The organism is Bacillus sp. ISL-75 (genome assembly GCF_018613095.1).
This window is the reverse complement of the sequence record NZ_JAGGQX010000038.1, coordinates 171553-184529: the sequence shown is the minus strand read 5'-3', so window position 1 is coordinate 184529 and position 12977 is coordinate 171553. Positions and strand designations below refer to the sequence as shown.

Below are 12977 nucleotides of genomic sequence, written 5' to 3'. Positions count from 1 at the left end.
TAAAACAGCACCCCTTGAAAGAGTGCTGGATGAACCCCAAATCAGGGATAAAAGCTTATTATTTTGTTGTAAAGTCTGAAAGTTTAACTAACTTAATATGACCATCATTTTTAATTTCGAAGTAACCGCTATCGTATATCCAATGAATGACATAAATTTTTGACTCGAATATTACTTTACTCCCTTTAACCAACAAATAAATGCCCCCTTTTATCTGAATTTGAACCTTTTTTTAGCAAGTAGCTTAATTATTAACAGAAACATTAAAGTATCATGATTGAAATCTTTTTAAGAAAGAGTGAAACCTATAATAGCCGTCCTATTTTCATTCAAGCGATGAAGAATTTAACTTGGCTCCTTTAACCTAGCTCTACGAAGATAGAAGCCGTATATGAAACTAGCCATAATGTTAACAATCGAGAAGCAAATAAATATATTTCGATAAACCATTTCCAAAAATAATCCTTCTTGAATGGTTATGAGTAGTCCAGAAATAGTCACTCCGAGACCCGCACCGAAAAATTGCATTAATTGGACGATTCCTATCCCCGAACCAATTTGATTGATTGGCAAGATCCTTGTTATCTCGTTCGAAATACTCGAAGAAATTGCCGTAAAGCCAACGCTAGCAAACATATAAATGAAAAGGATAAAATAGGGATTTACAGAAGAGAACCATGCAAATAAGATTGAGGCACTTAATAACAATAACTGCCCAAAAATAATTAAGGGTGCATTCCCAAAACGGTCAATGAATCTTCCTATATATATGCCAGCAACCACGGCGATAATGGCACCTGGAAAAATCATCAGTCCTAGCTCTGCTGGTTCTTTCCCGAATACAGTTGTGAGAATAATGGGCATTAAAAACAGATTTGAAAAGTTAATGAAAAAAGCGGAACAATTAATAAGAAGGAGCTTTGTATATTGCTTATTTCTAAGTAGGATTGGCGGAATAAACGGTTCTTCCGTCTTATTAAGATATTTCCACCATACCACAAATAGAACGACTGTTCCTAATAGTATCCCATACGAAAATGTAGATAGAAAAAGTAACAGACCTGTTACACTAAGCCCCGTAAGAATAGCACCGAATAAATCGAAATGTCCTTTTTTAATCACCTCATTAGGCAATAACTTTAGGAAGAAAGGAATAAGCAGGACAGAAAAAATAGTGACAACGAAAAGATAATTCCATCCTAAGTATTGAGTAATCACTCCCCCTAGTACAGGACCTAACCCAAATGCCAAAGAGGCAGCTGAAGCAATAATCGCCATCGCTTTTCCACGCCTTGATAGAGGGATATACCGCCCAGCCATGATCATACTTAATCCCATAACGGCTCCTGCTCCAGCTGCTTGAAGAATTCGAACTCCTAATAAGATAAAAAAATTTGTTGAAAAGAAACCGATGACTGATGATATTCCTAATAGGCAAATTCCATGGAGTAGAAGTCTTGAGATGGGAACAAAATCAGATAGGCGACCAAAAGTTAACGTTGAAATGGCAAACATGATGGAATAACCTGATACCAGCCATGATCCCAAGGATGAGTTTAAGGATAAGTCTTTAAGTATAAAGGGTAATGCAACATTAAACATGGTTGTATTCATTACCACCAGCAAAGTGGTAACACTCCATATTAAAATGAGTTTATTCTCTTGTAAGTGCACCGTGCTTTCCATTTTGGAAGGAGCCGTTAGAATAGAAGGCATTTGTTCCCACCTTACCTTTTTAATATTGATAAAATGAACTTTACATCGTACTACAAGCTAAACGATAGCTAAAACTTTATGGACCTTACTTTGAATGGACTTTCTTTTTACAAGAGATTAGTTATATTATTCTATTTTCAATCTTTTTCCAGCAGAATTTCCCTTCAAAATCATACATGTACTTGTAGAATGTGCCACGAGACTTTGTTTTTCATCATATACATGACACTCCAGCAATCCGACTGATGAACCTTTTTTTATTAATTTTCCCTCAGCTCGAAGTCTAGATTTAAAAATAGGTTTTAGGAAATTTAATTTAATTTCGATCGTCGTAAATAGTTCGTCCTCAGCTAATGTAGTTACAAATGCATAGCCCATAGCGGCATCGGATATGTCACATAAAATCCCTCCATGTAGTGTACCCATCGGATTGTGTAATCTTTCTGTGGCATCCATTTCGACCACAACCTTCCCTTCCTCAACATCCGTTATGTGAAAACCGATTACCTCTGCAGCGGGCGAACCTGGTATTTCACCCTTTGCCATTTTCTTCAAGAACTCTAAATGATTCATTCTTTTCACCCTCCATATTAAAAATAAAAAAGATTAGACAAAATCATTACATTTTTAGAACGTTCATTCTAAAAATGTTAATCTAATACCGCTAAAGTGGAATCAATGATGTTTTTAAGTTTCTCTTTATCTTTCGTTGTTTTGGCTAATACTCTTACCCCAATAAGTGAATTATGAATAAATTGAGCTGATTTTCCTATATCATCACCAAATGTTTCATAAATACTTCGACGGTGTATGTTCATATAGTCTACTAAATCTTACAAAGAAGTTTTTTCATATCCATTTCGCCAAAAAAGCACCATTGCTTTTTGCAGAACCTTGGCTTCATCAAATTCTTTGTGTCTAGCCATTTTTTCCCCCCTTTTAAAAAATTTTATCATTATTAGAATGATCAGTAAAGAATATTCTAACTATTCAGACGGTAAGGGGTAATGAGCAACGGTAACATCGATATTTTCTTGTTCATATCAAAGAGATTGTGAAGAACTGTACTTAAGGTAATGGGCGTTAGTTCAATAAGAAAGGACATTACATGTTAGTCATGTAAAATATGTAATGTCCTTTAATTTATCTATATTTTTTTAATTTGGGTCTTGATAAAAACCGAGGTTAGAGCCAAGTTCCCAGAACTTTTAGCAATAGACATTCCGGATGGCACTATATTAGATGGGGAAATTATTGTAACCGGTACTGATGGGAAACCTGACTTTGAAGCTATGATGAGCCGGTTCCAGTCAAAAAGTAAAATCTTAATTGATGTCACTTTAACTTACACAGTCTTTGATGTTCTTCAACATAACGGGCTTTCGGTTCCACGGCTGCCATTGTTAGAAAGGAAGTAGCGGCTACACGAAATTATCCCGGAGGATACAAGTATGTGTAGCCTATCCCTTATTTAATGTATAGTAGAGTAGAACATAAAAATGCAGAATTGATAGTAACGGATTTTTATATAGAAGTGGGGGATATTTATGAGAAGAATAATTTTGTCGACAGAGAGTGGTGCGGATTTACCAGAAGAATTAGCTGATAAACATAATGTGCAAGTGGTCCCGATGCACGTGATTATGGATGGGCAGGATTACTTAGATGGTTCGTTACCTGTAACGGATATTTATGACTATTATGAGCGGACAAAAAAAATACCCTCTACAACATCGACAAATTCCCATGAATATCTTGAGTTTTTCAAGAAGATAAAAATTGATTTTCCTGACTGCGTTATCATACATATTGGTTATACGTCAAAGGCATCTTCTTCCTTTCAAAATGCGATCATCGCAACGGAAGATTTGGATGATATTTTTCTAATTGACGCCTTGAACGTAACAGGTGGATAAACTGCAATTGTGATGTATGCGGTAACCTTATTAGAGAATGAACCTTCAATTGAACCAGACCAATTAGTAGAGAAGATTGAATCAAAGGTTCCTAAATCAAGACTGGCTTTCGTTCCCGGGAGCTTAGAATTTTTAAGAGCAGGAGGGCGAGTTAGTAATTTAGCTTATCTCGGTGGGGCTTTGTTAAAAATCAAGCCGCGTATTGAACTAATTGATGGAAATCTTGTTTCAACAAAAAAATATCGTGGGAAAATGGAAATTGTTTCGGAAAAACTCATACGAGATTATTTAGGTCAATATGACATTGAAAAAGAACAACTTTACCTTCTATACTCTGTCGGACTTGATGAAAAGATCAAGCAGGGGATGGATGAAATCGCTAAAGAAACAGGTTTTAAAAATGTAAAATGGATTCAAGCAGGCGCAATGATATCTACACATGCTGGACCTGGTGGGATCGGAATTGCAGGCTTAGAAGTATAAGACGGTCAAAGCCAGAACTTAGATCGGATTAGCAACAACCTTAGCTAAAAGGATAGCAAAAAAACCTAATCTTAAATCCTTACTGCAAGAAAAGGGGACACCACCGATATGAAAATTAGCAAAAGCATAATAAAAATTATGCTTTTGCTATTTATGATGCGAATTAGCTTGCAAATTCGATAACTAAAAAAACAGATAACTGTCGTCGTTAAAATTTCTTATTCAACATAAGGTCTGGATAGTTCAATAAGCATAATACAAAGGGTACATTAAAGCGCTGGACTTATGAATGACTCTAAATTATTAAATGCCTAAGAACCAGTAAAATACCCTCACAAGTAATTCTGCTTAATCGTTATAATCTATCTCCGAAGTAACACCTCTATCCCACGTCCGTACAATATTGAACTTTGTCAATTCTTCATGCAGTTCCACGGTTTTGTCGTCAATGCTTTCTGAAATGGTATTAAAGGCTTTTAACAAGCGAAAGAACTCGGCCTTATCTTCCACGGTGGCACTCTCTGATTGCTCGTAAAGGGCGGTCATTTTCTCGAAATAAGTGACAAGAGTTTTCATTCGTTTGTTCAGGGCTAGTACATCCTTACTCTTGAACTTGATGGTGTATTCGCCAATCCGTTCCCCTGTATTGAAATACTCGGTCAATAAGACACTTTGTTGTTCAAGAGTTTGGAGCATTCCTTCTATCTCTGATCGCTCAACCTTATCCTCCTCTTCGCTGATTTCTATAGTCTCGAAGGCTTCCCGTATTGGGTAAATACCCACATTTAGGGTATCTATAACGGTCAAGTGCCCCCGCAGGATCCTTCTCAATTCATTCAAATAATAGGAGCGGTCTTTCACTTCATTGACAAAACTCCTGTCTTCCGCTTGTGGCTCAGGTTCCCTGCTCTTCTTTTTCATCTCATTGGCAACTATACGGGATGCATCATTAGCAAACCGCTTGGAAGCCCCCCATAACAACTTATCGAAAAAACCCATTGCAATTCCTCCAAATGTGTTTGCACTCCATTAATATTATTCAGGCAATTCCGCTATCACAGACTAAACGATTAATTCTCTTCCTTTAAATTCGGCACAATAGCCGCTCTCTCCTGTTCAGTACCGTAAAAAGGTAACCAAATTGTATGTTATCTTATGGAATCAGTCTTGAGGATAGATTCCATATGGTTTAGTTAGAAAAAGATATTCATAGTTTCATAAAATTAAAAAGCTCCCTCCAATAAATGAATGAGGCTGCAAACAGATGCTAAAAAGGTCTATCCTAACGGTAAAAAGAGCAAAACCATGAAGCTAATCAAAAACAACGCAGAAATGGTTAACTCTGGAAGAAAAAACTAGTAGGAAACTATTTATTCACCACTACCGTCAGCAGAAAACCGGAAATACATTAATCAAGAATCTAAATTAAAAGTTAAGGAAGCTATTTATAAGTATTTAAGGTAGTTTATCAATCTTCTTGGAGTTCAGGAACCGATAAATCAGTTGTTTATTATTTTTGGCAGCATTTCGGTAAAAATATCGATAAACATAAATACTAGCATTAGGATGGCAGGTATGGAGAGAATTGCAAAGCTTAGGTAGGCAAGTTTCAGCTTGCCATTTGATTGGTCGAACCATTTCGTAATGTACTCAATCAGTAAGGCAAGAAGGACGGATCAGATAATAAACGAGGCCGAAAATAGGGCTATTCCTAACGGTGCTTGTGGTCCAAATAATTCATTGTTTGGATTGGACAGAAACAAAGGTTAACAATTAATTTTTGGTCCAATATTTTAGAAGCAACAGGGGAACAGTTCTTTCTAAAACCTAAGAAAGTTTAGATAAACGGTTTCACAAAAAAAGGATGAAAAATAACCAAAAATGCAAAAAACGCCTTCAAAAATCAAATTTGAAGGCGTTTTTTGACGTTTACGCTCAAAAAATGCCCTCAAATTTGAAAATTAGCGATTCGCTTTACCCCGCCAATCTCGATATCGTAGAAGTGCAAAGGATGCGGGCTTTCACCTAAATCCTGCGCAAAGGACAAGGTGATGAAAAGGTGTCATAAAGTATTCACATATTATTGAAAAACATATGACCATTTTCTTTATTTATTTATATTTTTATATATCAAGTATGAAGGAATTTTTTAAGAGAAAGGTAGTGGTTGAAGATGGCAAAGTTTAGAATGGTACGTACTGATTTTTGGAAGAATCCAATGGTATCAGAGGAGATGACTCCAGAGGACAAATTCTTCTGTCTTTATCTTCTTACAAATCCACAAACGACTCAAATTGGAATTTATAAGATTACCAAAAAACAAATGGCTTTTGATTTGGGTTATTCGATTGAGAGTGTTCACTCGTTAATGGAGCGATTCATCGTGCATCACAAGCTGATTCGTTACAATCCTGAAACGAGAGAACTGGCGATCAAGAACTGGGGGAAATATAACCTGGATAAAGGCGGGAAACCGTTCATGGATTGTATATCTTCCGAGTTAAAGGATGTCGAGGATCTCTCACTGATTCAATATGTTTCGAAGGCGATTCAAAAACAGGAAATTCGCAGTCTATTTGAATCATTTTGTGAACAAGAAGAGCTGGTTTTCGGCAAGGAAGTTAGCAGCCAAGATGAAAATGATACATATCTAGAACCTGAATGTGGAGAGCTTGACGATACGTTGACGCATCGTGAGACGAGAAGGGGGCAAAAAGAAGAAGAAAATAAAAAAGATAATAAAAAAGAAAAACAACAACAACAACAACAAGAAGCTTTTAATCCAAATATAGAGAAAAATCCAGACACAGAAAATAATCAAAAAGATGTAGATGTAAAAGAAATTATTGAGTGTTGGGACAACAATGGATTTGGTTTTTCGAACGTGAATGCTAAACAACAGTTAGTATCTTGGTTAGATGATTCTAGCTTTTTACAGCCGAAAGAGGTGATTTTAAAAGCGATGAATATTGCGTGTGCCAACAACAAGCGACGGCTAAGTTATGTGGTTGGGATTCTGAAAAACTGGGTAAATGACTCCTTACTGACCGTAGAAGAAATTGATTCCTTTTATGAGAGTCAAAATTCCACACCAAAGCATAGGCAATCAACCGAATCATTTCCTGCCGGAAGAGCAATTCCAAGGGGATTTAAACTTGACCTTACGGCAGGTGAAGAGGGATGAGTATGGCAGAAAAAGCGTTCTTAGGAAGCTTGATGAAGGCGGAGTACTTGCTCCAAGATACCATCATTCAACCTGAACAGCTAGAAAGTACACGGCATAAAGAAATCATGCGAAGAATGGTGGAGTTAAAACGGGCGGGGAAGAATGTTGATTTAATCACATGGACAACCTTACCCGACCTCGATTCATTAGGTGGAATGTCGTACCTATCGGAGCTGTTATCATACGCGGATCTGGAGAAATTTGACGGGACGGAGAAGCTCATTCTCGATCTGTGGAAGGAACGAGAAAAGAGAAACATCTTGACGCTTGCAGCCATGAATGATTGGGAGATTGCTAAAGTCATTGCCGAATTGGATAAAATTAACCAAATGAAAATGGAGGATCACACGTCCTTACAACAAGCGTTATCAGATATCTATGAGGCACCCTGGGAAGATCGAATAAGCCAGAAAAGTGCAACAACTGGTATCAACAAGCTCGACGAAGTGACGGGAGGCTTTCAGGGCGGGGAAGTAACGATTCTAGCAGCAAGACCTTCGATGGGAAAAACCGACGTGATGCTTCATTTTGCGAAAATGTCGGGTTGGGCCGGGTTTCTGCCACTCGTCTTTTCCTTAGAAATGCCTGAAAAGCTGATCACTTCGCGGTTAATGGCTTCAACTGGGGGCTTTAACCGTGCAAAAATGCGGGATCCGAAAAGAATGCTCAATGAAAATCAAAAGAATAAATGGTCGGATGTGATTGGTGATCTCACGGAAACCCATATGCAAATTTTTGATGGGGCGGGACAAACTATTGCCGAAATGAGAGCGAAAACGCGAAAAATGATCAATCAATTTCCCTACAAGAAACCAATACTTTTTATCGACTACTTAACACTGATCCATTCAGGTCAATTTTACGGAGGGAATTCCCATTTACAAGTAACGGAAATTTCCAAATCTCTGAAAACGATGGCGAAGGATTTCGATTGCCCTGTCATTTGTTTAGCGCAGCTCAATCGGTCGGTGGAATCAAGAGCCAATAAACGGCCGATGATGTCTGATATTCGGGAATCGGGCAGTGTGGAGCAGGATGCCGATGTCATTTTGTTCTTATATCGTGAGTCGTATTATGACAAGGACACGGACAATCATTCCCTTGAAATCATAGTCTCGAAAAACAGAAATGGTCCAGTTGGAAGCATCGATGTATATTATAACGAGCATACAGGAAGGATTGAGGACCAGAAGGAATCGAGTCCTACCCTTGTATAACCATATTTAGCCGAAAAAAATCTTAAATCGAGGTGTGATCACATGATTGTGAAAGATCTTTACATGGATTGTTTCCGTTATGAAGAATCCTCCTTGGCCCATTGCATCTACCATTTACTAGCAGAGCAGAAAATCTCTTTAGATGACAACATATCCAAGATAGACTTAGAACAAGCCGACCATCAGAAAGTAAGGGAATTGGTTCAAAACAATGTATTAGGTATTCATAAAGTTGGCATCTACTCACTGAAGATGAACCAGAAGGATTTTGTCTTTATCTTTGCTGGCAGCCACAAAGAAGCCATCCAATTCTATACAGAAACATTTCATCAAAACCCATTGAATTGTCACGATTATTCGCTAGATTACCGGCTCGCAAGAGGAAATGATGTAATTTCGTTTCGGGATTTGAGGAAGGAATTCATGAGTTTTCCAGCAATAGCGGGGTATTTTAAGAGGGAGATATGAAAGTGAGAGAGAAGGGAACAAACCCACATCTAGGATGGTCCGATCGGAACCGTCAAACTGAGCTTCAACAAGCTTTGCACTTCTCCACTTTTATTTCCAGATTGCCTAAAAAAAATACGATGCAATAAGAAATTCACTTCTTATCACATCGTATTAATTATTTTACGACTTTAATCGTACGGTAGTTTTGATTTCCAGCTTTATCAATCACGTAAACCTTTAAATATGTATTAGCTTTCTGAGTTTTTATTAACTAGCGGGTATTCTCATCGGGGAAAATGTTAAACCTTTAACAAAGACCGCTTTTGAATATGGAGCAGATACCGTGTATGTCTATGATCAACCTCTCTTTAAGCATTACCGGACCGAAACCTACATGAAGGCGCTGCTAGAGTGCAGTGATAAATATAAACCGGAAATTATCCTCTATGGGGCCACCTCAACGGGAAAAGACCTGGCAAGTGCATTGGCCACCGATCTGCCGACAGGGTTGACGGCGGATACGACGGAGCTGGATGTGGAAGAGGAAACGGGGTTACTCCTTGCGAGTAGGCCGGCGTTTGGCGGAAATATTATGGCGACCATTTTATGTAAAAAATACAGGCCGCAAATGGCGACCGTACGCGCCAAGGTCATGAAGGCGCTGATCCCAGAGGTGGGGAGAATAGGAAAGGTCATCGAAGAAACCGTCTCACTAAAGGAAGAAGATATCCGGACAAAAGTCTTGGAAATTGTAAAAGAAACGGTTAAGAAGGTAAGAATCGACGAAGCGGACATCGTTGTGGCTGGCGGAAAAGGCTTAGGCAGCTACGAAGGATTTCAGTTAATACACCGGTTGGCGGAAACCCTTGGAGGAGCCGTTGGTGCGAGCAGGGATGTGGTGGAAGCGGGGTGGATTGCCCACCCTCATCAAGTAGGGCAAACCGGTGTGACGGTAACGCCAAAGATTTATTTTGCGATTGGGATTTCTGGTGCGATTCAAAATATTGTGGGAATGAAAAATTCTGGTTTAATTATTGCCATTAATAAGGACAAAGAAGCTCCTATTTTCAGAACTGTCATTATGGAATTGTTGGCGATGCCTTTGAGATCGTTCCTGTCCTAATCGAACAGTTTAAACATGCACTTTCTAGTGACAAGGTGATGAAGTAAGTTAGGGCTGAATTATTACCATTATTCCTCTGTCATTCGTGAGTGAATTCTTCCATGAGGCTTCTGCTAGCGTTTAGCCTTTCGGATTAACAATATTTGTTTAACCTCCAAAGGCCTTAGAAAATTTCATTTAATCGCTTACACTTTTTTCTTTACTTCACTAAGAAGTAAAGCTTTTTTTTATGCTATAATTAGTATCAGATAATAATACTAACTAATAGGTTTTGGTCCTGTTAAGCAAAATAAATACGCCTAAACTGGAGATAATACTATGTTTATAAATACCAAATTAAAGTCACAAAGTGTCTCTGACTATTTTAAGTCACTGGGTATCAAGAACTGCTTTACCAAAGAAGACTTTTGGAGGCACGTAACCGAGGTTGACTCCTTCTTGGCTAAGGAACTCCAACCCATTATGGACCGCAAACTAAAAGGGAATCTTTATGAAGTGAAAAACCGAACACTGCCCTTCAGTTTGGCAGTAGAATCATGGACGATGAATTTCCATCAGTCCTTGCTTAACTGGATCAGTCAGCAAACTCATTTAAAGCCGAAGCGGATTTTGGAAATTGGCTGTGATAATGGGTTGCTGTCTTGCTGGTACGCCACGATTTTTCCAGATGCGGAGATCGTTGGCATTGAACAGTGTGGAAATGGAATTCAATGTGCACAGCAGTTGGCCATGCAGCAAGGGTTTAATAACGTGAGTTTTTACCAAATGGATTTTATGGAGGTAACTGAGCACTTTTCCCTGAATTCTTTTGATTTAATCATTTCATCACGGACCTTTCATGAGATCATGGGGCCTATCATGATTTCAAACTATTGGTCACTTCTAGAGTACGTGAAGGAGAATCCAACCTATGGTGACAGTCGTTATTTAGAAATAGTCCATCGTTTGTTAACGGAGGATGGATTGTATCTCTCTTGTGAACAATTGAAAAATTCCGCAGATCTCGGAAGGTGGGCGAATGTGCTTCAGGATGCTGGTTTCCATATTCAATGGGATGACAGTGGTACCATCGAATACCATGAAATAGGAGTAGATAGGCTGTCTCCTGTGATTGTGGCGACAAAAAGGGAGACCAGTCTCGAAACCTTGGAAGGTATGGAACACCTATATACGAAAGGTTACCCACTTGTATTTGAGGAGGGTAGGTCCTATAAAGGAGGGATAGCGGAGTTTGCTTATCAACGGCTGGGGGAGAAAACATTCTTCTCAGGGATTCAATTGAAAGTGACGAACCATTGGCATGTGTTTCGACTTGAGCTTTGGGAGACAGATAGGTTTTTGCTTGTCTATAACTATGGAAATATGGGGTATCATGAATTGGATATTTTACCTGCCTGCGCATATGAAGAGGCACACCGGTTGATGGAGGAGGCGGTCGGGGAGTTCGGTCACCTTGGTCCGCTTGTTTGGTATCACAACCTGGATGAACGACCAGAATAGCAGTTAATTGGTTTTTATTCCCAGTTTAATAGAAAACAGTACTTGCTATATCCAAAATTTACAGGTAGTTTCCAAATGGTAGGGATGATATATTGTTTGTACCAGTTCTTTAGGGAACTCAGTCCAACAATCACACTGAGAACGGGTCAGGGCGGGAGCGCAGCAGCCATAACTAGTGAAATTGTGTGGGCTAGTACATAACGATGGTTTTTAAGCTAAACTGACATAAGTTTAGCTTTTTCCTATTCCCGCTTCATTCAGTTTATATAATTTCCCCATAAATTAACTATAACCCAAAAGAGCACAATGTCCATTTAATGTCTATTAATTCAGAAGCAGTTAAAACCCTATCTATTTGACGTCAGAATCTGATTATCCGACCACTTAATTAAATAATTAAAGACCGCCATACTAAAAGCATTATAGCCTTCTGCAGTTAAATGGATGCCGTCATCACTGATTAAATTAATCGAATCACCTGCTTTTTTAATTGCCGTTCTAACATCAATTTTGGGTACCTTTAACTCATCTGCCAATTTATTTAAATGGTAGTTATACATTCCATGCCAGTGTTGAATGCCCCCCAATTTACCGATCCAGTTCCCAATAGAAGGGCTATATTGGGTGGAAATGGTCTGATAATATCTGACTGGGTCTAATGGGGGTAAGGTTGCTATGATTGGTATAATACCACCTTCTCGCATTTTTTTAACAATTTCACTGATATTCGCTAAATACCGTTGGAGAGAAACGATTGCTTGGTGTTCCTCCTTGGGTTTTTCGATAATTTCATTCCAGTTAAAATTGCAGTCGTTTCCGCCAACTTCAATAATCGTATAATCGGGATGTTCATTAAGTACATCCTTTTCTAGTCTTGACAACATTAAATCAGAGTTATCATTAAAAACTCCTTTGTTAATAACGGTAACATCATTTTCTTCCTGCTGATTAAATAACTCTTGTAAGAAAGCAGGATAGTTTTCCTTCAGGATTCGCAATCTCCCTTTTACTACGGAGACCCCACGTGTTAGACTATCGCCAAAACAAATAATTTTCATTTATATCACCATTCTTAGGCGGATTTTTCTTTTAATATAACATCTTCATAAAATGAATAATAATTACATTCGTCATCTTTTTGATAAAAATTAAAAAGGGGACAGACTTTTTGTCACATTTTTGGGGTTAGCGAACTTCAACAATAACCCCATTGTAGATACAAGTTATTTTTTAAAAGTTATCAGAAAGCAGTTTAAAACTCTAACATTAGATATTGGGATAAAAGCTGCTTTTCTATCCAAGGTTCTTTTAAATTGTAAGTAAATAGAGTGCTTGGCACTTTTTTT

General features: G+C 38.2%; 10 protein-coding genes and 2 pseudogenes. 7 read left to right on the top strand and 5 right to left on the bottom strand.

What is annotated here, in order from left to right; translation table 11 throughout:
* Positions 1-345 precede the first annotated feature (345 nt).
* The 3 genes from J7E63_RS16780 to J7E63_RS30555 all read right to left on the bottom strand — a co-directional run bounded on the left by J7E63_RS16780 (position 346) and on the right by J7E63_RS30555 (position 2534).
* Complete coding sequence (locus J7E63_RS16780) at positions 346-1716, bottom strand: MFS transporter (protein WP_215014438.1); 1371 nt, start codon at positions 1714-1716, stop codon at positions 346-348.
* A gap of 126 nt (positions 1717-1842) precedes the next feature.
* Positions 1843-2289 carry a PaaI family thioesterase gene (locus tag J7E63_RS16775; protein WP_133371474.1) on the bottom strand — a complete coding sequence of 149 codons (447 nt, stop codon included), beginning with the start codon at positions 2287-2289 and terminating at the stop codon, positions 1843-1845.
* 77 nt (positions 2290-2366) lie between these two features.
* Entirely contained in the window at positions 2367-2534 is a 168-nt protein-coding gene (locus J7E63_RS30555; protein ID WP_374193746.1) for a hypothetical protein, read from the bottom strand.
* Between the two features lie 351 nt (positions 2535-2885).
* On the opposite strand from J7E63_RS30555, the gene J7E63_RS16765 reads away from it, so the two are divergent.
* Positions 2886-3134 carry an ATP-dependent DNA ligase gene (locus tag J7E63_RS16765; RefSeq protein ID WP_215014436.1) on the top strand — a complete coding sequence of 83 codons (249 nt, stop codon included), beginning with the start codon at positions 2886-2888 and terminating at the stop codon, positions 3132-3134.
* A 129-nt stretch (positions 3135-3263) separates the two neighbouring features.
* Positions 3264-4115 (top strand): annotated as a pseudogene (locus J7E63_RS16760) (DegV family protein).
* Between the two features lie 348 nt (positions 4116-4463).
* On the opposite strand, the gene J7E63_RS16755 reads toward J7E63_RS16760, so the two are convergent.
* Positions 4464-5114 carry a V-type ATPase subunit a family protein gene (locus tag J7E63_RS16755; protein WP_215014435.1) on the bottom strand — a complete coding sequence of 217 codons (651 nt, stop codon included), beginning with the start codon at positions 5112-5114 and terminating at the stop codon, positions 4464-4466.
* A gap of 1174 nt (positions 5115-6288) precedes the next feature.
* Between J7E63_RS16755 and J7E63_RS16750 the strand changes: the two genes are divergently transcribed.
* The 5 genes and pseudogenes from J7E63_RS16750 to J7E63_RS16730 all read left to right on the top strand — a co-directional run bounded on the left by J7E63_RS16750 (position 6289) and on the right by J7E63_RS16730 (position 11631).
* On the top strand, positions 6289-7299 hold the full coding sequence (locus J7E63_RS16750; protein WP_251033575.1) for a DnaD domain protein: 1011 nt from the start codon (positions 6289-6291) through the stop codon (positions 7297-7299).
* A 2-nt stretch (positions 7300-7301) separates the two neighbouring features.
* Positions 7302-8558 carry a replicative DNA helicase gene (locus tag J7E63_RS16745; RefSeq protein ID WP_251033574.1) on the top strand — a complete coding sequence of 419 codons (1257 nt, stop codon included), beginning with the start codon at positions 7302-7304 and terminating at the stop codon, positions 8556-8558.
* Positions 8559-8600: 42 nt separating this feature from the next.
* Complete coding sequence (locus J7E63_RS16740) at positions 8601-9026, top strand: hypothetical protein (protein ID WP_215014431.1); 426 nt, start codon at positions 8601-8603, stop codon at positions 9024-9026.
* A 262-nt stretch (positions 9027-9288) separates the two neighbouring features.
* Positions 9289-10178, top strand: a pseudogene (locus tag J7E63_RS16735) (electron transfer flavoprotein subunit alpha/FixB family protein).
* A gap of 271 nt (positions 10179-10449) precedes the next feature.
* Positions 10450-11631 carry a class I SAM-dependent methyltransferase gene (locus J7E63_RS16730; RefSeq protein ID WP_215014429.1) on the top strand — a complete coding sequence of 394 codons (1182 nt, stop codon included), beginning with the start codon at positions 10450-10452 and terminating at the stop codon, positions 11629-11631.
* 347 nt (positions 11632-11978) lie between these two features.
* Here J7E63_RS16730 and J7E63_RS16725 read toward each other — a convergent pair whose 3' ends face one another.
* The gene (locus tag J7E63_RS16725; protein ID WP_214731028.1) at positions 11979-12689 is read right to left on the bottom strand and encodes an SGNH/GDSL hydrolase family protein; all 711 of its coding nucleotides are present in this window, start codon (positions 12687-12689) and stop codon (positions 11979-11981) included.
* Positions 12690-12977: the final 288 nt, after the last annotated feature.

Excerpts from the sequence above, each read along its gene's own strand:
- J7E63_RS16780 (WP_215014438.1), bottom strand. The coding sequence starts at position 1,716 with ATGCCTTCTATTCTAACGGCTCCTTCCAAAATGGAAAGCACGGTGCAC.
- J7E63_RS16775 (WP_133371474.1), bottom strand. The coding sequence starts at position 2,289 with ATGAATCATTTAGAGTTCTTGAAGAAAATGGCAAAGGGTGAAATACCA.
- J7E63_RS30555 (WP_374193746.1), bottom strand. The coding sequence starts at position 2,534 with ATGAACATACACCGTCGAAGTATTTATGAAACATTTGGTGATGATATA.
- J7E63_RS16755 (WP_215014435.1), bottom strand. The coding sequence starts at position 5,114 with ATGGGTTTTTTCGATAAGTTGTTATGGGGGGCTTCCAAGCGGTTTGCT.
- J7E63_RS16750 (WP_251033575.1), top strand. The coding sequence starts at position 6,289 with ATGGCAAAGTTTAGAATGGTACGTACTGATTTTTGGAAGAATCCAATG.
- J7E63_RS16745 (WP_251033574.1), top strand. The coding sequence starts at position 7,302 with ATGGCAGAAAAAGCGTTCTTAGGAAGCTTGATGAAGGCGGAGTACTTG.
- J7E63_RS16740 (WP_215014431.1), top strand. The coding sequence starts at position 8,601 with ATGATTGTGAAAGATCTTTACATGGATTGTTTCCGTTATGAAGAATCC.
- J7E63_RS16730 (WP_215014429.1), top strand. The coding sequence starts at position 10,450 with ATGTTTATAAATACCAAATTAAAGTCACAAAGTGTCTCTGACTATTTT.
- J7E63_RS16725 (WP_214731028.1), bottom strand. The coding sequence starts at position 12,689 with ATGAAAATTATTTGTTTTGGCGATAGTCTAACACGTGGGGTCTCCGTA.